Raw genomic sequence first — 20,396 nt, 5'->3', positions numbered from 1 at the left:
TATAAGACATATGACATCTCTTAAGTAGGAAAAAAAGAGAATGGATAAGTCTTATGAGAATAACGAAACATTCTCTGATCCATTATTAGATTGTTTAGTAATTTTAACTATGCTAAATCATCGCCCGTTGTCTGCAGATGTACTTCGTGCTGGATTACCGCTGGAAAATAATAAATTTACCCCCTCCTTATTTGTACGTGCAGCGGAACGAGTTGGATTTTCAGCACGCATAGTGAAACGATCCCTTCAGCATATTTCAAAATTAGTTTTACCGGTTGTGTTGCTTTTAAAAAATGATCAGGCATGCATCTTAAAAAATATTATTGATTCTGAAACAGTCGAACTCATTTTGTCGGATCATGGAGGAGGGGTTCAACAAAAATCATTCGATGATTTGGAGGAAAGTTATATTGGACAAGCTATCTTTATTGCTCCCGTTTTTAAATATGAAACTCGAGCTGAAGCAGCACCAACAGAAAATATAGATAAGCTTTCCTGGTTCTGGAGTACCTTATCCCGTTATCGCTATATTTACATGCAAGTTGTTGTTGCGGCATTCATAGTCAATATTTTCAATCTGGTTATGCCCTTATTTATAATGAATGTATATAACCGAGTCATTCCTAACAATGCCTATGTCACTTTATGGGTACTTGTTGTTGGGGTTTTGATGATTAATTTTTTTGATTTTATATTAAGACTATTACGTGGTTATTTAATTGACGTGAGTGGAAAAAAAGCCGATGTGGTGATGGCAAGCACTTTATTCCAACAAGCAATAAGCATTCGCTTAATGAACAAACCCAACTCGGTCGGTGCTTTTGTAAATAATCTGCGAGAGTTTGAAGTGCTTCGCGATTTTTTTACTTCCGCAACACTAACTACAATTATTGATTTACCCTTTGTGCTTTTGTTTTTTGTACTTATCGCGTATTTAGGCAGCTGGCTTGTACTGATTCCCCTTATTATAGTGCCGCTTATCTTACTCGCTGCATATATTATTGAGAAACCTATGCGTGAAGCCGTATTAAAATCCTTGCAAGGAGCCATGCAAAAACATGCATTATTAGTGGAAACAGTAACGGCTATTGAAACAGTTAAATCGTTAAATGCTGAAGGACAAATGCAAAAAAAATGGGAACAATATGTGGGTACTACCGCCCGAGATTCACTAAAAATGCGCTATTTCTCAAATTTGATAATCACTATAACCAATTATGGTCAAGGGTTTATTACGGTAGGTATGATTGCCTTGGGTGTCTATATGATTGAGGAAGGAAGCATGACATTAGGTGGCTTAATCGCCACAAATATTTTGGCGGGAAGAATTTTAGCTCCTCTTTCTTCATTGGCGGGAATTTTAACCCGGTTGCAGCAAGCCAGGTTATCATTGGAAAATCTGAATCACTTAATGTCATTGCCTGTGGAGCGTCCAGAAAATAAACGTTTTTTACACCTGCCTAAAATAGAAGGAACCATAGAATTCGATAAAGTTAGTTTTCAATATCCAGGTCAACAGCTCCTAGCCCTTGATCATGTTTCTTTTAAAATAAAGGCGGGGGAACGGGTAGCCATAATTGGCCGTATTGGTTCGGGTAAAAGTACTATTCAACGGTTAATTCTTGGTTTATATCAACCGAAAGAGGGAAATATTTATATAGATGGGATTAACATTGAACAACTAGATCCTGTTGATTTAAGAAAGAACATGGGCTTTGTCCCCCAAGATAGCATGCTATTCTATGGAACAGTCCGAGACAATATTTCTATGGGAATGCCCTGGGCTGATGATGCAGCAATTATCAATGCAGGTTATCTTGGTGGTGTAGACCGATTCGTAAATCATCATCCAGAAGGATTTGATATGATGGTAGGCGAGAGAGGGGAAGGCTTATCTGGAGGACAGCGTCAATCTATTGCCCTGGCGCGTGGACTACTATCTAATCCCCCCATCTGGTTATTTGATGAGCCAACCAGTGCCATGGATATGGCCACAGAACAAGAAACGATTCAGCGCTTATTAACTCTTAAAGAAAGTAAAACCATTATCTTAGTAACCCATAAAGTATCATTATTTCCTTTAGTTGACCGTCTTATCATGATGGATAATGGCCATATTATTTTAGATGGGCCTAAAAATGAGGTGATTGAAGTTCTACAAAAGGCACAGGCACTGGAGAAACAAAAACAAACCCAACCGTTTTCATCTTCAATACCCAATCAGGAAGGTAAATAAACATGTCTTTGAAGAAAAAGAGGAAAGAGAAAAAATTTTTTTCAGAAGATGAAGATTTTATTGCTGACTCTAAAGCAGCGTTGTTATCGAAAACAACAATGGTTGCGAACAGTATTCTTTTTATTGTCTTAATGCTTATTATCTTGGGAATAATTTGGTCTTATTTTGGAATGATAGACGATGTTGTTATTGGTGAGGGAAAAGTTGTTCCTTCATCAGAAGTTAAAATTATCCAAAGCTTGGATGGTGGAATTATTAATAAGATTTTGGTTCAAGAAGGGGAAATAGTTCGTCCTAACCAAATTCTAGTAACTCTGGATGATACTCGGTACAAGGCAGATTATAAAAATGGTTATCATCGATATCTTGCTCTTTCGGCCACAGTCGCCAGGCTAACGGCACAAGCTTATGGTAAACCAAGTGTTCAGTTTTCTGCTGAGTTGAAAGAAAATGCTCCTGATCTCGTAGATAGAGAAAATTATTTATTTAAAACCCAACTCGATTCACTTCATTCAGAATTAGAGAATTTAAAACAATATTTAGATCTGGCGAAAGAGCGCACTAAAATGTATGAGAAATTAACACTCAAAGGGTATGCATCTAAAGCGGAATACATTCGCACTCAAGAAATTATTGCAGAAATTCAACAAAAAATATTAGAGAAAAAAAACCAATATCAAAATACTGCATGGACTGAACTTAACCAGCAAAAAGCAGAGTTAATGAGTTTGACTGATTCATTAGCTTCTTTAAAAGATAAAATGGTGCGTACTCAACTAAGATCCCTCGTTTATGGTGTAGTTAAAAAAATCAATATTAAGACGGAGGGAGGAGTTGTTAGTCCAGGTGAAGATATTTTGGAAATTGTTCCTTTGTCAGATAAGTTACTTGTTGAAGCAAAAGTAACACCGAAAGATATCGCTTTTATTCATACGGGACAAAAGGTATCAGTTAAGATCACAGCCTATGATTATACGGTCTATGGCAGTTTAAATGGAGTTGTTACTTATATCAGCGCGGATGCAATTGAAGAACCAAGCACTAAATTCTCTGCGGCAACACCAATAACCTACTATATGATACGTGTACAAACCGATAAAAATTATTTAGGAAACGATAAACATAAATTACCGATAATTCCGGGTATGACCGCCAATGTTTTTATTAAAACGGGGAAAAAAAGCGTTTTGGATTATATTCTTAAACCCATATTTAAGGCCAAAGAGGAATCGTTCATGGAAAGATAAAGATTACTACCTTGTAATTTTAACTCGTAAAAAGGATTTTTTTGCATCCATGGATTTGAATAAAATTTAACCAGTTACTATACTTATCTCATATATGTTAAGTGAAACTCCCGCTACTTGAAAGTATCGATTTGTTCAGGTGTTTTAATAACGCGCAGGTACTAAAGTCATGGAGGAATTCAGAACCTTGCCCGCATGGTTTAGGTGTTCTCATGGCTGCTTCCACTATTACTTCCCCTAGTAATGAAGCATTAGCTCTACTACTAAAGACGATCCGCAATAGTAATCAAGAATCAATTTTAGCGCAGAAAATAACTTCTTACGGTAATGGGAATTTAAATTTAACCCTCAATACCAATAATGGGGTAGGTTTTATAGGAAATGGGAATAATAATGTTTCCTTAATGGGAAATAATAACATTCTTACAGTAGGTAATGGCAAAGATACTCTCTCAGTTTTAGGTAATAACAATCTTCTAATTGTAGGAAATGGCAACAATTCGGTCACACTTTCTGGCATCAATGAAACCTTATTTATGGGAAATGGTAATAATCTAATAAATGCTTTATCTTCTTCGGGCAAGGATGTTATTACAGCAGGTAACGGAAATAACACTTTGAATCTTGGATATGCCCATGTAGTGAATAGCATGGTACAACTAAGTGCCGCAAATTTTTCAGTAACCTTAGGCCAAGGCATTAACTCCGTACACTCCGTAACTACAGGGAATACAGTTATCAACTTGGGGAATAATAAAAATAGTGTGGATGCGGGTGTTGGTTCTTCTGTTATAAGAGGAGGGAACGGTGCCGATAAGATGACTTATGAGGCTAATCTAAATGCCATTGCCCACGGAGGATCCTCTATATATAACGGAGGTAAAGGTATTGATGTTTTAGAACTGAAAGTAAGCTATGGACAACTTACTTCTGCGAATTTTAAAAATAATATTCTAGGTTTTAAAGCGGCTGTAGCTTCAGGATCAGAAGCAAACAGCTTTTTCAAATTTTCATCCATTCCTTTAAGTGTTAAAGGTTTTGAGCAAATAAAAATCGTGGCTCAAGATCTTGGAGCACCTAAAGTTTCATTTACTCCAACTTCAGTTCGCGAAAGCGCTCCTGGTGCGACTCTAGGCACTTTATCTGCAACAGATATTGATGCTAAAGATCAACACTATTGGTTAATTATGAACAATAATGCCAATGGTTCCCTTAAGTATGTCGTAGCCAATGAAAGTACCCAAGTAATTAAGGGCTCAACCTGGTTTAATGGGGTAAATGGACCTGAAACACTAAAATTAGCTGCTGGAGTAGTACTTAATGATTCAACTCCCAGTACATTACCGATTACTGTGGCCGTAGCGGATATAGCTCAATTACAGGCAATTAAAGCCGGTACTTTACAGGTTAGTGCATTACCTACTCATACTTACAACGTCCCAGTTATTGCGGTTCCAGTTCCTCCTACCTCATTACATGTAACAAGTCCTGGAGGAAACGAAAATACACCGATACCATTAAATATAAGCGCTACAACACGTTATACGGGTGACGTATTATCCTATAAAATCACTGGGGTTCCAGCGGGTGCTTCTTTATCTGCCGGGACACACAACCAGGATGGTAGTTGGACGCTTACTGCAGCACAAATTAATGGTTTAACTTTTAAATCTGGATTAAATCAAGTGTCTGGCTCTGTGACTCTTAATGTAATTGCGACATCTACGTCTCCCAAGGGTTTATCCGCAAGTATTCACCAATCAATAAAGGTTGGAGTTAATCCTGTTGCTGATGCCCCTATCTTAAGTACCCAGGCGGTAACTGGGAATGAAGGTTCCGCCATACCTCTTAATATAAGCGCCAAACTTCCAGTGGGAAACACCACGGATGTGCTGTCAGTAAAAATTGGCAATGTACCTTCTGGAGCTACTCTAAGTTCAGGAGGGATTGCTTTAGTCGCTAATACGGATGGTACTTATACGCTCAGTGCGAGCCAACTGAAGAATCTTTCCCTTACCTTAAATGGGCAATTAGCCACCACTGCCAAACTTGCCTTAGCAATAACTGCCAAATCAACAGTAGGAACTTCAGTAGCCACGGCGACAGCAACGCAAGTTGTAACCGTCAATCCCGTTGCCGATACTCCTATCTTAGCTACACATTCGGTTTCAGGAAATGAGGGCACTGCCATACCCCTTGATATAAGCGCATTGCTTCCCGCAGGAAACACTACAGATGTGCTGTCAGTAAAGATTGGCAATGTTCCTTCTGGAGCGACTCTAAGTTCAGGAGGAACTGCTTTGGTCGCTAATACGGATGGTTCTTATACTGTGAATGCGAGCCAATTGAAGAATCTTGCCCTTACCTTAAATGGTCAATTATCCAGCACCACCAATCTTGCTTTAGCAATAACCGCTAAAGCAACTGTCGGGACTTCAGTCGCTACTGCGACGGCAACGCAAGTTGTAACCGTTAAACCTGTTGCCGATACGCCTATCTTAGAAACGCATCCGGTCTCCGGTAATGAAGGTACTGCCATACCCCTTGATATAGGCGCCTTACTTCCCGCAGGAAACACTACAGATGTGCTGTCAGTAAAGATTGCCAATGTTCCTTCTGGAGCGACTCTAAGTTCTGGAGGGACTACTTTGGTTGCTAATACTGATGGTACTTATACGGTAAATGCAAGCCAATTGCAGAATCTTGCCCTTACTCTAAATGAGCAATTGGCTAGGACTACCAATCTTACTTTAGCAATAACCGCTAAATCTACTGTTGGAGCTTCAGTCGCAATTGCAACGACAACGCAAGTCGTAACCGTTAATCCCGTTGCCGATACCCCTATTTTAGAAACCCAGACGGCTACTGGGAATGAAGGCTCCGCCATACCTCTTGATATAACTGCCTTACTTCCCGCAGGAAATACCACCGATGCATTGTCCGTAACCATTGGTAACGTACCTTCAGGAGCGACACTAAGCTCTGGAGGAACCGCCCTAACGGCTAATGCGGATGGTACTTACACACTTACTGCCAGCCAATTGCAGGATCTTGCTATTACGGTAAATGAACAATTGGCCACCACCACCGATCTGGCCTTAGCAATAACTGCCACTTCTACGGTCGGGAGCTCAGTAGCCACTGCGACAGCCACGCAAGTCGTAACCGTTAATCCCGTTGCCGATACTCCTATTTTAGAAACCCAGACGGCTACTGGGAATGAAGGCTCCGCCATACCTCTTGATATAACTGCCTTACTTCCCGCAGGAAATACCACCGATGCATTGTCCGTAACCATTGGTAATGTACCTTCAGGAGCGACACTAAGCTCTGGAGGAACGGCCCTAACAGCTAATGCGGATGGTACTTACACACTTACTGCCAGCCAATTGCAGGCTCTTGCCATTACGGTAAATGGACAATTGGCCACCACCACCGATTTGGCCTTAGCAATAACTGCCACCTCTACGGTCGGGACCTCAGTAGCCACTGCGACAGCCACGCAAGTCGTAACCGTTAATCCCGTTGCCGATACTCCTATTTTAGAAACCCAGACGGCTACTGGAAGTGCAGGTGTCGCCATACCTCTTGATATAACTGCCTTACTTCCCGCAGGAAATACCACAGATTCGTTGTCCGTAACCATTGGTAATGTACCTTCTGGAGCAACTCTAAGCTCTGGAGGAACTGCGGTGACGGCTAATGCGGATGGTACTTACACACTTACTGCCAGCCAATTGCAAGATCTTTCTATTATGGTAAGTGGAGATTTAACGGATACAACCAGCCTTGCATTAACTGTAACGGCTTATTCCAGCGTAGAAAATTCAGTTGCTACTGCCACAGCAACTCAATTAGTTACCGTTACTCCTATCGATTCAGGAACTCTATCTTCAGGAAATGATGGTGCAACCACGACAACAGATGGTTCCACTGCAACAACGACGACGGGTGCAACCACGACAACAGATGGTTCCACTGCAACAACGACGACGGGTGCAACCACTACAACAGATGGTTCCACTGTCACAACGACGACGGGTGCAACCACGACAACAGATGGTTCCACTGCAACAACGACGACGGGTGCAACAACGACAACAGATGGTTCCACTGCAACAACGACGACGGGTGCAACCACTACAACAGATGGTTCCACTGTCACAACGACGACGGGTGCAACCACGACAACAGATGGTTCCATTGTCACAACGACGACAGGTGTAACCACGACAACAGATGGCTCAACTGCAACCACGACGACAGTTGCCACTGCGACAATTGCAGATGGTTCAACTGCAACAACGACAGATGCAACTGCGACAATTGCAGATGGTTCAATTGCAACAATGACAGATGCAACTGCAACAATTGCAGATGGTTCCACTGCAACAACAGCGACAGGTGCAACTGCTACCACTACCGATGGTTCAATTGCGACAGCGGTAGATAGTTACACTCTGACCACGGATGGTTCCACTGCGACAGCGGTAGATATCTCCACTGCAACAGCGATAGATGATGCTGGGGCTGTTCCAATAATTGACTTAACTCAACAAGATAGTATTTTAGATGTAAGTACATATAGTATTTTAAGTGTAACAAGCTCAACTGGGACAGCAATAGATGGCTCAACTGCGACAGCAGTAGATGGCAGCACTGCGACAGCAATAGACAGCAGCACTGCGACAGCAATAGACAGCAGCACTGCGACAGCAGTAGACAGCACCACTGCGACAGCAGTAAGTTCAATTGCGACAGCGGATAGCTCGATTGCAACCGTAGATGGTTCAACTGCAATAGTGTCTAGCCAAACAAATGTTACTCTATCTTTACAAGGGACATTTACCGATATGGGTATAGGTGGTGTAGAAGTGAATTCTACCCTTATCTAATTGAATAACGCTCTTTGAGTTCCGAAGTTTGTCATCAAGAGGAAGAAGGTTTAACCCACCTTCTTTTCTTGATGATGGCCTAACTAGTCTCAAATATAGGTTAAATTTTTGTTGTTACTAACGTTAAACCCTGTTTATAACTCCTACAAGCAAGTGTTTCTTCGCCCAGTTTTTCATGCAACTGTCCTTGAGTTTCATAGGCTAAAGCAGTAGGTTCTATTTCGTTAGATCGTTCAAGATAATATTTGGCTTTTCCCCACAATTTTCGTTTCATGCATATTTGACCTAAACATAAATAAAGGGCCGCTGAATGGGCATTTTTTTTCAGTAATCCTTCAGCAAAAGCCAATTGTTTTTCATCGATTGGTAAGAGACTATAGAGTCCAATCAATTGCGGATTAAGGTCTTTGCGCAGTGCACGACGTAATAGGTCATTTGCATTAGTGTAATCTGCTTTTTTTAATAAGAAACGGACATATTCTGCGATAATATTCGGTTCGTTCGCTAAAGCTTTGGGTAATGAATGGAAGAAAGCCTTCACCGCCTCAGATTGATTTTGTTTTACAAGATCAATAAGACGTTGCAAATAAGCATTACGCTGTAATAATTCAAATTCTTGCGGATTAATAACCTGATATTTTTTTAAGTCCGGCAAAATTTGAATGAGTTGTGGCCAGTCTTTTACCTCTTGATAAAGTTGCATTATAAGCTTTAAAACATAAGGATGACGTGGAGCTATATCATGTAAGTGCTTTAGTGTTGCAAGCGCTTGCTCCCATTGATGATTTGCAAGTTGTAATTCGGCTTGAGTTAACTCCACGGCAATTTTAGCCTCAGGCATGGAATGTTGCGCCTCACGTAGATAATCATCGCGTAATTGATTGTCCCCCATTTTTTGGGCGGCCCGTGCAGCAGTTAAATAATTAAGTAAAGGTGTATCCGTATTCGGTAATGCTTGAATCAAATGATTTTTGGCTTTTAACCAATATCCTTCACTGTACTCAATTAATCCTTTTCGGGTAATTGCTTGTGCTTTTTGAGTCAGTCTTTTTGAATGCCATTGAGCTAATGTACTTGGCGTGTGTGAAATTTTCTGACATAGGCGCAAAATAAGATACATAACAAGGAATAAAAGAATGATGCCAAAAACAGCTACCCAGACTGTAGTTTCAATGGTCCATTGGTTGATCGCAATTAATACATAGCCTGGGTCTTTATTGAGTTGAATTCCTAAAGCCACGGAACCTAGTAAAATCAAGAAAGCAAAGAGAATACGCATCATTATTGATTTCCTCCTTGTCCGTCATTTAAAGATTGAGTTTCCGGAGTTTTTTTTGATTGAAGCAATTCATTGAGCATCGGGAGTGCAGATCCCATGGCTGGTCTTTTTTGAGTTACATTCTTTTGTTGTAACTCCGTTAGTTTTTTGATTAAAGCAGCAGTGTTAGGCGTCTTTTCATTAAAATTCATTTTAAGACTACTAATCGCTTGTTTCAGAACCAGTTGGTAAACCGACGGCTCATTATTAAGAACAGCCCATTGCGCTTCTTGAAGATTAAGGCGGAGCTTTTCTTTAAGTAATGCTTCAAATAAAGGAGAAATCAAAGGTTCAATCCCTTGCTCATGTCGTCGAATTACCACAAGCTTTTCCAATGCATTCAAACTCCCTTGTAATCGCCCTTTCCAGGTAGACGAATCATTTGCTGTAGGTGGGCTATTTTCTGATGAATGAGTATTTCCCTTCATCGGTAACGGAATACTCAGATCATCGATGCTGTTTTGTGCTGCATCCAGTTGACTAAGCAGTCCAGCAATATCAACTGTGGGAAGGGCTTGAATTTGTGCTATTTCTTTTGCTATCGCTTGTCTTATATTCAAAATTTTGGGGTCGTTGAGTTGTTTTAAGAGCTGATCGGATTGCTCCAACAATGCAACAGTTGCATCAATTTCGTTGCTCCAATGGGAATTAATTTGTGCTAATTCAAGATAATAACGTGCCTTAAGGAGAAGCCAATCCTGATTTTGATAAAATTTTTGTTGCAGTGCATTTTGTATTTGTTTGCTTAAATTTTCAAATTTGGCTTGCCACTGTGTTTGTATTTCTTCAGTCTTATTTTCTCTTGTATTCGTTAATTCCTGGGCTTGGACTTGGCTTTGCTCTAATTGTTGGAGCTGTGTGGAGAAATTATTTTGCGTTTTACTTAGTTGCGTTTCCAACTGGTTGTTCTCAAAAAGAGTATAAGCAGCAACTCCTAGCGAGCCTAATGCAACTATAAAAGCTAAGATGGGTATCAGGGTTTGATTTTTACATAATGGTGAATTATTTATAGGTTTCGTCTTTTCATTGTGCGAAGTATTGAGTGTTTTTTTTACTTTTTGTACTTGTTCTTCATTGCTGGCCATAAGTTAATCCTTGTTTACGTAATCAGACAATGCAGTCATTATATGATTAGGGTTACAAACCTTAATATTTTTTATACTCATCGATGAAGCAACTTGAGCCAGGCGCTCGCTGATTAAAAGCCATTTTTTATTACGGAGCCATTCCTGGGCCTCTTGTTCAAACATTTTAAAAAGGTTATGCAGAGACTGTTCGCTTGTTAACAGTATAATGTCCACTAAATCATTGCGCCATATAGACTCGATCAATTTCGGGCTAATTTGCGGGATAACCCTTTGATATACTTTTAGAATAACAAGGTTCACTTCCCGTTTTATTAGTTGCTCCTCGATAAGTGGCCTGCCTCCTTCACCTTTAAATAGTAGCACGTTTTGATTGGCTGGTTGTTTTAATGTTTTTAATGCTAATAAATGTTCGCTGTTAGGAATATTGGGAATTGCGTGGACTTTTATACCAAATTTTTGAAGTGCCGCAGCACTACCTTGACCGATTGCAATGACATGGGCTGATGAGGGCCATTTAATATGTTGTCTGTTTAATTGAGTAAAACAGTAATGAACCGCATTGGCGCTAATGAAAATCGCTTGATCCACTTTCTTTAAATCCGGCAATAGCTGGAGCCAATTATTGTCTGTCGCTTTAATCTCTAGAGTTGGGAGTTCGACTACAATTCCTCCCGCCTCGCGAATACTCTGACTCAGCTCCTGCGCCTGATCGTGTGGACGGGTATTTAAAATGCGCAAACCGTGAAGTGAGTTACTCATTTTGGTACTGATGCAAGAAGGTTTGCCGCTCCTTGCGCCAGTAACGATTGGGCGCAAAGTTCAGCCAAGCGTGTTGCCTGTTCCAATGGCCCAATTTGCACGCTCTTAATCATTTGTGAGCCATCAAGGCTCAGAACTTTTGCTTGCAAAGAAAGTTGGTTGTTCTCTATTGGTACACAAAAAACAGCCAAAGGGACATGACAATTACCGCCCAATAAGGCATTAACTTTTCGCTCCGCATGCACACAAATAGCTGATACGGGATCATTAAGTTCGGTAATTAGCGCATGCATTTCATGATCGTCAGCCCTACACTCAATAGCTAAAGCACCTTGGCCACAAGCAGGAAGCATGATTTGAGCTGATAGTTGTTCCTGTATAGAATCCATAAATCCCATACGTTCAAGACCCGCAGCAGCAAGAATAATCGCGTCATACTCCCCTGATTTGAGCTTCTCAAGACGAGTATTGATATTTCCTCGTAAGGACTTGACACTCAAATCTGGTCTGTATGCCAATAATTGAGATTGTCTTCTAAGACTTGATGTTCCAACAATTGAGTGTGCGGGCAAGGTCTGTAAATCGGTATGTTGATAACTGACAAAGACATCAAAAGGATTATCTCTTTTGCAGATTGCCGCTAATCCGAGACCTTCAGGAAACTCTGCAGGCATATCTTTTGAAGAATGAACAGCAAAGTCAGCTCTTTTATCCAGCAATGCTTCTTCGAGCTCTTTGACAAATAAACCCTTGCCGCCAACAGCGAGAAGTTTGTCCTTGAGAAACTTATCTCCAGAGGTGTTCATAGGTAATAAATCAATCTGTAAATTCGGCCATTTATTTAACAATAAATTCCGGACATGATTGGCTTGCCACAAAGCCAAAGGGCTTTGACGGGTTGCTATACGTAAGGTTCTTGAATACATACGATACGGCATTTTGGAGAGCATGCCGTATCATACTATGTTCATTACGTAGATGCACGCACAGAAAGAGCGATAAAAATGTAAGTCCATCCATTCACAATCATATCAATAGCAAGAAACATCCCAATAACCCATAAGCCACTAATTGGCCACTGCATGATGATTAAAACACCAAGAATAATGGTAATAATTCCTGCAAATAATAACCAACCCCACCCTTTGTCGTTTTTTAGAGAAAAGGCTAGAATTATTCGTGTGAGGCCAATAACAATTAAAACCCCAGCTAATAGCGCAGTAATCAATGTAGATGCTAAAAAAGGATCATACAGAACTACACCCGCACCGATTAGGTATAACACTGCAATTATGGTTTGCCAGAGAATACCACTCCAGTCCCGATGTTTGAAAATATCAATAAAATGGGAGATTGCGGAAATAATTAATAAGACAGCAAAAAAATACATGCTTACTAAGGTTAAGCCAATGACCATGCTCAAGCCAATACAACCTAGAAAAACAAGTAATATCCCTAACCCTAACAGCAACCCCCAATTTCGCCTTAAAGCACCAGGAGTGTATAGTTCATTTGTATTTGTCATATCCCTTCCTTGTTGTAATGCATCCGTAACTTGATACTCTTGAAATATACCCTAATTCTCAAAGGGTTGTCGATTAACTTGTAGGTTTCTAGATGAGCTTATTTGCTCGAAGTTTAGGTAAAACGACAGATTATTTATAAGTATCGTAAAGCGCATGAGACTTTTGTTTATAATAGGCCCAATATCGATCTCCATAAGACCAATGCCAATATTCGTAACCATAATTTACGAAGCCTACAGTTTCTAAGACATGACTCATGATTTGGCGATTTTGTTTTGCTTCGTTAGAAATAACTTCTGAGACCGTGAATGACAGGGAGCCATCTAAATCTTCCATCCAATCTTTAGGATGAATTCCCATATCAATTGCCTCTCCTTGTTCATTGATTAAATAAACATCAATTGCAGCGCCTGTCGAATGAGGCGGGATATTTGATGAACCATCTAAGTTGATAACCGGAGAGACCAATCGGGTTGTTTCAGTAAAAATTTCTTCTGATGACCAGTCGGAATGTTTATTTTTAACTTTTTCATAGCGTGTTTCAAAAAGGAATTTTTGTAATGCCAGACTTCGATAACTTTCATACAAGCAAAAACGTAATCCTTTAGGCAACAAGGATTGAGCTTGGTTTAATTTTTCATAAACCGTTTTTCGCATTTTTGTGTAATCCGTATTATTTGCTATTTCTGGAGACGGCCCATAGCTGATTTCAGCATGATTGATTACATCAATCATCGGATCGTGATTTTCGATCACCGGAATGGCAATTATTTTAGGATCGGCAATAAGCAAAATAGAATCTTGCATGGGGAAGTCTGACATTTTGAATCCTTATAGCTTATTTTTTTGCCATAGAAGCGAATGCTTCCGCTGCATTTTTTCTGCTTTCTTCAACTGTTTGATCCTTGATGTGCGTGGCAATCATCCATGAGTATCCGAAAGGATCTTTAATGAAACCGGCACGATCGCCCCAAAACATGTCAGCTACCGGCATTATTATTTGACCTCCAGCAGCAACTGCTTGTTGAAAGAACGTGTCTACATCAGAAACATATATAAAAAGTGTGATTGGTGAATTCCCAAGAGTTTCCGCACTTTTGGAACAATGTTCTCCTTCCATTTCATCACCCATCATAATAATTGAGTTACCAATTTGAATCTGAGCATGCATAATGCCTTTTTCATCTAAAGATGGGAAAATTTGTAACGCTTTAGCGTGAAATGCTTGTTTATAAAATTCAATTGCTTTCGCACAATCTTTAAAAGTTAAAGAGGGTGTTACAGTATGAAAACCATCAGGAATTGCTTGGACCATTTTTCGCTCCTTAGTTTTTTTAATGATCCATTATAATTTGAAGAGGGTGTCCTGGATAGAAAATCCTTTTATTTGGTTTTAATCCTGCTGGAAAAAAAATTCACTTCTAGGTATCATTCTAAATTATGATCATGAGGTGTATGGGCATGAGGTTGCAGTTTTTAATGTCATTGTTTTGTTGTTCATTTGTATTGTATGCAAGTGATGAAGCGCAGCAACGAGAAATTCAATTAAGAATTCAACCTGTGGGAAAAGTTACTGTACAAGGTGAAGCTCAGACCGATAATAGAGCAATGAGTACGGTAGAGACCAAAGAGCTTGGACAAGAAACATACCAGCAATTTTGTATTGTTTGCCATCGAGACGGTCTAGCGGGGGCCCCAAAATTCAGAAACGAAGAGGATTGGAAACCGCGATTAGCCCAAAAAGAATTAAATGATTTACTTGCTTCTTCAATAAAAGGTTTAAATGCTATGCCTGCAAAAGGAACGTGTATCAAATGCAGTGATGAGGATCTTAAGGCTGCTATATCCTATATGTTGCCCAAATCATGAGAAAACCTACGTATAAAAAAATTCAAACTTTTAATGCAATGCTGACTGTGTTTGTATTATTTGCTTCGTTTTACTTTCAATACGTGGTTGGTCTTATTCCTTGTCCCTTATGTATCATGCAACGCATTTGTGTTTTTTTGTTGTTGGCAGTTATGGGATTAAGCTTTCGAACTTTAAAAAAGGCGCACATTATTAGTCTGTTGCAAATCATAATTTCGTGTGCCGGATTATTTTTTGCTTTACGTCAATTATGGTTACAATCTTTACCTGCGGGAGAAGCACCGGCCTGTATGCCTGGTCTTGATGTTTTAATCCGTTATTTTCCCTGGCAAACTGTAGTGAAAGCTTTGTTTTGGGGTAGTGGGGATTGTGCTGAGTTGAATTGGAAGATGTTGGGAATCTCTATGCCAGGCTGGTGTGCTTTATACTTTCTATTCATGGCGTTAATGGGATGTTTCTTGTTTTGGCAGACTCGACGAAGTGCGCTTCACGAATATTGAGCGTATGAAGGAAGCAAAGATTAGGGTTAAGTCGTTTATCCATTCCCGGAATCTTGGATTCCTCTTTTTTCAGACTGTGTATACCTAAATAGTTTTTGAAGTATTGAACTGCCGATTTTGGCTACTACTAGCCACTTCGCATTCAGTTCCTAAAGTAGCTAAATAAGAACTGGATTTATATTTTTCCGGATGTGCGAAGCGAAGCATCTGATTTTTAAAGTGGACAATACGAGCTAGTGACTCGGGAGATTGGATTAAACTGATTTTGTTCAATAATTCCAGCAATATGTGTCGGGGCTGGTGGCAGATGATCAACATATCACAACCTGCGTTAAGAGCTTCCCCTGTTCGAGTCATTAAATTGCCAATATCTGCGCCAGTCATGCTCAAACAATCGCTTAAAATCAACCCTGTAAATTCCAATTCATGGCGTAAAATTTCCTGCAACCAAACTGTTGAAAAGCCAGCAGGCTTATTGGCATCAATTGCTTTATAGGTAACATGCGCGGGCATGATCGCACTAAGAAGCCCCTTGTTAATTAGCTCGATAAACGGTTTTAAATCTTTGGTTTTTAACTCATCTAAGGAGGCAAGAGAAACGGGCATCGTATTATGTGAGTCGCCACTTACCGAGCCGTGCCCGGGAAAATGTTTGGCCACGGCTGGCATTCCTGCTGCATTCATTCCATCAATAAAAGCACCAGCCAAAGAGGCTATTACATCAGGATTAGGGTGAAAAGCCCGATCCAAACGGGCAATAATAAGGCTTTTATCATGAACATCAAGAACTGGAGCAAGGCTTAAATCTACACCGCAATTTAATAGGTCTTTGGCCATAATTTCGCCATATTGTCTTGCCAGTTTGATCCCTACTTCTGGATTCTGATCGTAGATATCACCATAAACGCGAGGAGCGGGCAATGCACGAAATCCCTGACGCAAAAAGCGTTGCACAAAGCCACCTTCATGATCGGTAGTTATAAAAATATTAGAATTGATTGCACGGATTTCATCAATCAAAGAGTTCAATTGTTGTGGACTTGAAAAGTTGCGGGTGAAGAGAATTACGGAACCTACTAATGGATGTTTTATGATTTCCCGTTCAATGTCTGAAAGTTCCGTACCTTCTATATCGATCATGAATAAACTAGAATTTGAACTGGGCATAAACATATATCCTTTTTAGAATTGTGGATGAATAGGACCATGCTTCCATAGATTTTGCGAATGATAACATAAATTGCTTAATTATTAACATCGCTAATGCTGGTAATCTGAGTTTGACTTAGCTATTATCGGCATTTTGAATTATTTCTAACCGATGAAAACCTTTTCTTGCGAAGTGTTACATAAACACTCCTCAACTCAAGCGCGAGTGACTCGTATTACTACGGCTCACGGTGAATTTATTACCCCAGTTTTTATGCCGGTTGGTACGCGTGCGGGTGTAAATAATATGACCCCTGCTGAATTGCATGAAGCCCACAGTCAAATCATTTTAGGGGGCAATACCTATCATATGCTGTGTGCTCCAGGTATGGAGGTCATTGAAAAAGCAGGCGGGATGCATCCTTTTATGGGATGGCATGGACCGATGTTAACGGATAGTGGGGGCTTTCAAGTTTTTAGTTTATCCAAGAATAAAAAAATTTGTACGATTGACGAGGAAGGTGCACATTTCCAATTACCGGGGACTCGGCGTTTAATTCATATGACTCCGGAGATGTCTTTAGAAACTCAAAAAATTATTGGTGCAGATATTATCATGGCCTTTGATCAGTGCACGCCGGATAGTTGCACTAAAGATGAAGTCAGTCATATCATGTCCCGTACACATCGTTGGTTAAAGCAATCCATCAGTTATCATCAACAATATCCGACTTCCCGATATGGCTATGAGCAAGCGCTTTTCGGCATAATTCAAGGAGGAACTTTTAAAGATTTACGCCGTGAAAGTGCGGATTTTATCTCTTCCATGAATACCGAAGGAATTGCCATTGGCGGTGAAACTATTGGTTTCGATATGAAAACTACTGTGGAAGTTATTCGTTGGGTACATGATTATTTACCAGAAAATAAACCACGATATACCATGGGGGTTGGAATGTCCCCACAAGACCTTTTGGATGTGGTCGCAGAAGGAATTGATATGTTCGATTGTGTTGCACCAACACGGAACGCTCGCCATGGATCTTTATATTGCGGTGAATTGATTCGAGACGGCAATTGGTTACGCTTTGCTAGCGAGCATGAGAATGAACGAATTCAAATAAAAAAATCTTGTTTTGCCGATGATATGTCGCCAATCATGGCACAGTGTATGTGTTACACTTGTCGTAATTACTCTCGTTCTTATTTGCATCAGTTAACAAAACAAAAGGCGAATTTATTTACAGCTTTGGCAAGTATTCATAATGTTCATGTAATGCATGATGTTTGTGATAAAATGCGTGAGTTAATAATTAATGAAAGTGGGAATTAAAAGCACTTATGCATTTATGTCATGTAACGAATAATATCCGGTAAAAAACATTCTTTTTTACATATATTAAAGATCATCAATTAATTTAAAAATGACAGGAGATATTAATGGTTGTAATTAGCACATCTAAAGGTGATATTCATCTACAGTTAGATACAGAAAATACTCCGGCTACGGCTGAAAATTTTCTTAATTATGTGCGCAGTGGTTTTTACGATAATACAATTTTTCATCGTGTTATTGCAGGATTTATGATTCAAGGTGGTGGGCTTGATTCAGAGATGAAACAAAAATCAACTCGCGAGCCAATAAAAAATGAAGCGAAAAATGCGAAGCCAAATAAACGCGGATCTATTGCTATGGCAAGAACTATGGACCCTCATTCTGCAACCGCGCAATTTTTTATTAATGTAGCTGATAATGCATTTTTGAACTACAGCGGCGATCATATGCAAGGCTATGGATATTGTGTATTTGGTGAGGTAGTGGAAGGGATGGATGTTGTTGATGCGATTGCGAAAGTAAAAACTGGGCAACGTATGGGACACGCCGATGTACCTGATGAAGAAGTAAGTATTATTACAGTTAAAGAAGTGTAATAGAACTTGTTAGCCTGGGTGAAGCGGAGCGAAACCCGGGCTTTCCCAAAGATATTTCCAGATCCGCTTGTTTCACCCGGCCAACGCTGCTGATTAAGATTTTCATTTTCGCTTTTTTATACTTTCCGAATAGTCAAATATTGGTATTTGAATATGGAAAAAAATGGCTAATAATCGTGCAGTGAAAATACTAATGAGTGTAATAATCACATTGAGGTTTTCGGAGATATTAAAATAATTAAGGGTCGTAAACAGTACAGCTCCAGCTAAAGCAATAACTGCATAAAGTTCTTTTCTTAACACTAAAGGGATATCGTTGCAAAGAATATCTCGTAACATACCTCCACAGATCCCTGTGACCATGCCACTAATAATAGCAATGCTGGGTGATAAACCATGATTGAGTGCTTTTTGAGTACCGATAATCACAAAAGTAGATAGTCCCAATGCGTCAAGAATTAAAAATATTTTCATAATTCGAATTAATGAATGGGCAATAAATATAGTTAGAAATGCACATATTGATGTGTAAAGCAAATATTCTGGATGGATAACCCAAGTTAGGGGATAAGTATTGAAGAGCGCATCTCTTACTGTACCACCACCCAATGCAGCAATACTTGCAATCAACATAACACCAAAAAAATCCATTTTTTTACGACCGGCCGCTAATGCACCTGTGATTGCTTCAACACAAATACCAATGATGAAAAGACAGTGGAGTAACATATAAACTCTGTGTGTTTTTAAAATGCAATGATACCACTATTCGGCCAAACGGTGAAATACATGGGACGGAGTTCTTGTTTGCATTAAAGCCAGAAGATAGCAAACTTCGATTTGTTATTCTCTTAGTAATGGAAAAATTCACGTTGTAGGTTGTTTATTTGCTATTTTGGCATAATAACTTACAATTTAGAGGGGGTTTAATTTCGATGACCACAGAAAATGCATGGAAAAAATTCTAAAATAAAAGTACCAATTTTTTATTTAGAAAGATGCAAAAACAGAAACCTCCCCTACTGGAACTGGAGAAAATGTAAACGTTACCGCTCCAACAGTTCAGGCGCCAAAAATTGAAGCGCCCAAGGTTGAAAAGCCGGTAATAGAAACCCCTGCTCCTAAAGATACTAGCGGTGGCAATCAGTAAATAGAAGCGGTGTTATTGTAAGGTTTGAGAATTGATGGGCTTTGACTAAATTGGAATGACCAATAATGGTTTAATTAAACTAGATTAAACCATTATTGTCTTTTTGAGCATTTTAATTTCTTATCCAAGTCACAAGCGTCATGCCCTTTTGTTTAAAAGGGGGACTATATCAACAAGTCAACGGATTAGGTTCCGTGCGAATGGCTAAAATGTTTCAGCGAAGCTAAGGCTAAATCAATAATTTTTTTAGACTGTTCTTCATCTGCATGGATCAGACTCACATCATGAATTAATTCAATTAAAAAATTGGCGATCTCTTGTTCGGGAAGCATATCCGTATAAAGACAGGACGCTTTGGCGAAAATATAATGAAGCAAGTTTTTACTAATGGATACTTTGTCTTGGATTATCCCCGGGGCATTATGGGAGTCGCCAAATAACAACCATCCTGGCGAAACATGGAGTTTCGACGCGATTTCTACCAATTTAAGGGGATCAGGAATCGCTTCACCGCGAAGATATTTACGGCATATTTGTAAAGAATAGCCTGTAATTTCCGCTAGCTTATGAATGCAAACACCCGAAGTAGAGCGTTGCGAATTAAATCCTGCGGCGATCATGGCATCACGCAGACGATCCGCGAACTGTTTTGCCAGGTTAACTTTTTCCATGGTATTAAGTCCCAATTTATGAGTAAATAAATTATAATCAATAGAAACAAAACATG

17 protein-coding genes are annotated in these 20,396 nt (G+C 39.6%); 7 read left to right on the top strand and 10 right to left on the bottom strand.

Features of this window, described 5'->3' with window-relative positions; translation table 11 throughout:
- Positions 1-40 precede the first annotated feature (40 nt).
- The 3 genes from ACWTE2_RS13145 (at position 41) to ACWTE2_RS13135 (ending at position 8,378) form a co-directional block, all read left to right on the top strand.
- Positions 41-2,236 (top strand): type I secretion system permease/ATPase, encoded by a 2,196-nt coding sequence (locus tag ACWTE2_RS13145; protein WP_454785687.1) that lies wholly within the window; start codon positions 41-43, stop codon positions 2,234-2,236.
- Between the two features lie 2 nt (positions 2,237-2,238).
- Positions 2,239-3,483: an HlyD family type I secretion periplasmic adaptor subunit gene (locus tag ACWTE2_RS13140; RefSeq protein WP_454785686.1), complete on the top strand. Its 1,245-nt coding sequence runs from the start codon at positions 2,239-2,241 to the stop codon at positions 3,481-3,483.
- Between the two features lie 212 nt (positions 3,484-3,695).
- Positions 3,696-8,378 carry a beta strand repeat-containing protein gene (locus ACWTE2_RS13135; protein WP_454785685.1) on the top strand — a complete coding sequence of 1,561 codons (4,683 nt, stop codon included), beginning with the start codon at positions 3,696-3,698 and terminating at the stop codon, positions 8,376-8,378.
- Between the two features lie 100 nt (positions 8,379-8,478).
- Here ACWTE2_RS13135 and ACWTE2_RS13130 read toward each other — a convergent pair whose 3' ends face one another.
- The 7 genes from ACWTE2_RS13130 to ACWTE2_RS13100 form a co-directional block, all read right to left on the bottom strand.
- The gene (locus tag ACWTE2_RS13130) at positions 8,479-9,660 is read right to left on the bottom strand and encodes a heme biosynthesis HemY N-terminal domain-containing protein (protein WP_454785684.1); all 1,182 of its coding nucleotides are present in this window, start codon (positions 9,658-9,660) and stop codon (positions 8,479-8,481) included.
- Positions 9,660-10,781, bottom strand: coding sequence for a uroporphyrinogen-III C-methyltransferase (locus ACWTE2_RS13125; RefSeq protein ID WP_454785683.1), 1,122 nt, complete (start codon positions 10,779-10,781; stop codon positions 9,660-9,662). Before ACWTE2_RS13125 ends, ACWTE2_RS13130 begins: the two co-directional genes overlap by 1 nt.
- A 3-nt stretch (positions 10,782-10,784) precedes the next feature.
- Entirely contained in the window at positions 10,785-11,543 is a 759-nt protein-coding gene (locus tag ACWTE2_RS13120; protein WP_454785682.1) for a uroporphyrinogen-III synthase, read from the bottom strand.
- Entirely contained in the window at positions 11,540-12,469 is a 930-nt protein-coding gene (gene hemC / locus ACWTE2_RS13115) for a hydroxymethylbilane synthase (protein WP_454785701.1), read from the bottom strand. Before hemC ends, ACWTE2_RS13120 begins: the two co-directional genes overlap by 4 nt.
- 44 nt (positions 12,470-12,513) lie before the next feature.
- Positions 12,514-13,068, bottom strand: coding sequence for an HdeD family acid-resistance protein (locus ACWTE2_RS13110; protein ID WP_182392374.1), 555 nt, complete (start codon positions 13,066-13,068; stop codon positions 12,514-12,516).
- A gap of 130 nt (positions 13,069-13,198) precedes the next feature.
- Positions 13,199-13,891 (bottom strand): M15 family metallopeptidase, encoded by a 693-nt coding sequence (locus ACWTE2_RS13105; RefSeq protein WP_454785681.1) that lies wholly within the window; start codon positions 13,889-13,891, stop codon positions 13,199-13,201.
- Positions 13,892-13,907: 16 nt separating this feature from the next.
- Positions 13,908-14,384, bottom strand: coding sequence for a VOC family protein (locus tag ACWTE2_RS13100; RefSeq protein WP_454785680.1), 477 nt, complete (start codon positions 14,382-14,384; stop codon positions 13,908-13,910).
- 146 nt (positions 14,385-14,530) lie between these two features.
- Between ACWTE2_RS13100 and ACWTE2_RS13095 the strand changes: the two genes are divergently transcribed.
- Together ACWTE2_RS13095 and ACWTE2_RS13090 are read left to right on the top strand one after the other, a co-directional pair.
- Positions 14,531-14,938 (top strand): c-type cytochrome, encoded by a 408-nt coding sequence (locus tag ACWTE2_RS13095; RefSeq protein ID WP_454785679.1) that lies wholly within the window; start codon positions 14,531-14,533, stop codon positions 14,936-14,938.
- Positions 14,935-15,438, top strand: coding sequence for a disulfide bond formation protein B (locus ACWTE2_RS13090; RefSeq protein WP_454785678.1), 504 nt, complete (start codon positions 14,935-14,937; stop codon positions 15,436-15,438). Before ACWTE2_RS13095 ends, ACWTE2_RS13090 begins: the two co-directional genes overlap by 4 nt.
- A gap of 84 nt (positions 15,439-15,522) precedes the next feature.
- On the opposite strand, the gene nagZ is transcribed toward ACWTE2_RS13090, so the two are convergent.
- A complete protein-coding gene (gene nagZ / locus ACWTE2_RS13085) occupies positions 15,523-16,605 on the bottom strand; it encodes a beta-N-acetylhexosaminidase (RefSeq protein ID WP_454785677.1) in 1,083 nt (360 codons plus the stop codon).
- A 154-nt stretch (positions 16,606-16,759) separates the two neighbouring features.
- On the opposite strand from nagZ, the gene tgt reads away from it, so the two are divergent.
- Positions 16,760-17,920, top strand: a complete 1,161-nt coding sequence (tgt, locus tag ACWTE2_RS13080; RefSeq protein ID WP_454785676.1) for a tRNA guanosine(34) transglycosylase Tgt — start codon at positions 16,760-16,762, stop codon at positions 17,918-17,920.
- A 107-nt stretch (positions 17,921-18,027) separates the two neighbouring features.
- On the top strand, positions 18,028-18,519 hold the full coding sequence (locus ACWTE2_RS13075) for a peptidylprolyl isomerase (RefSeq protein WP_182392381.1): 492 nt from the start codon (positions 18,028-18,030) through the stop codon (positions 18,517-18,519).
- A gap of 102 nt (positions 18,520-18,621) precedes the next feature.
- Here ACWTE2_RS13075 and ACWTE2_RS13070 read toward each other — a convergent pair whose 3' ends face one another.
- Positions 18,622-19,248 (bottom strand): trimeric intracellular cation channel family protein, encoded by a 627-nt coding sequence (locus ACWTE2_RS13070; protein ID WP_454785675.1) that lies wholly within the window; start codon positions 19,246-19,248, stop codon positions 18,622-18,624.
- Between the two features lie 606 nt (positions 19,249-19,854).
- Complete coding sequence (locus ACWTE2_RS13065; protein WP_454785674.1) at positions 19,855-20,340, bottom strand: helix-turn-helix domain-containing protein; 486 nt, start codon at positions 20,338-20,340, stop codon at positions 19,855-19,857.
- Positions 20,341-20,396: the final 56 nt, after the last annotated feature.

The sequence above is a fragment of the Legionella nigrisilvae genome, from assembly GCF_977063395.2.
Note: the sequence above shows the minus strand (reverse complement) of the source record. Positions and strands in the feature narration are given on the sequence as shown.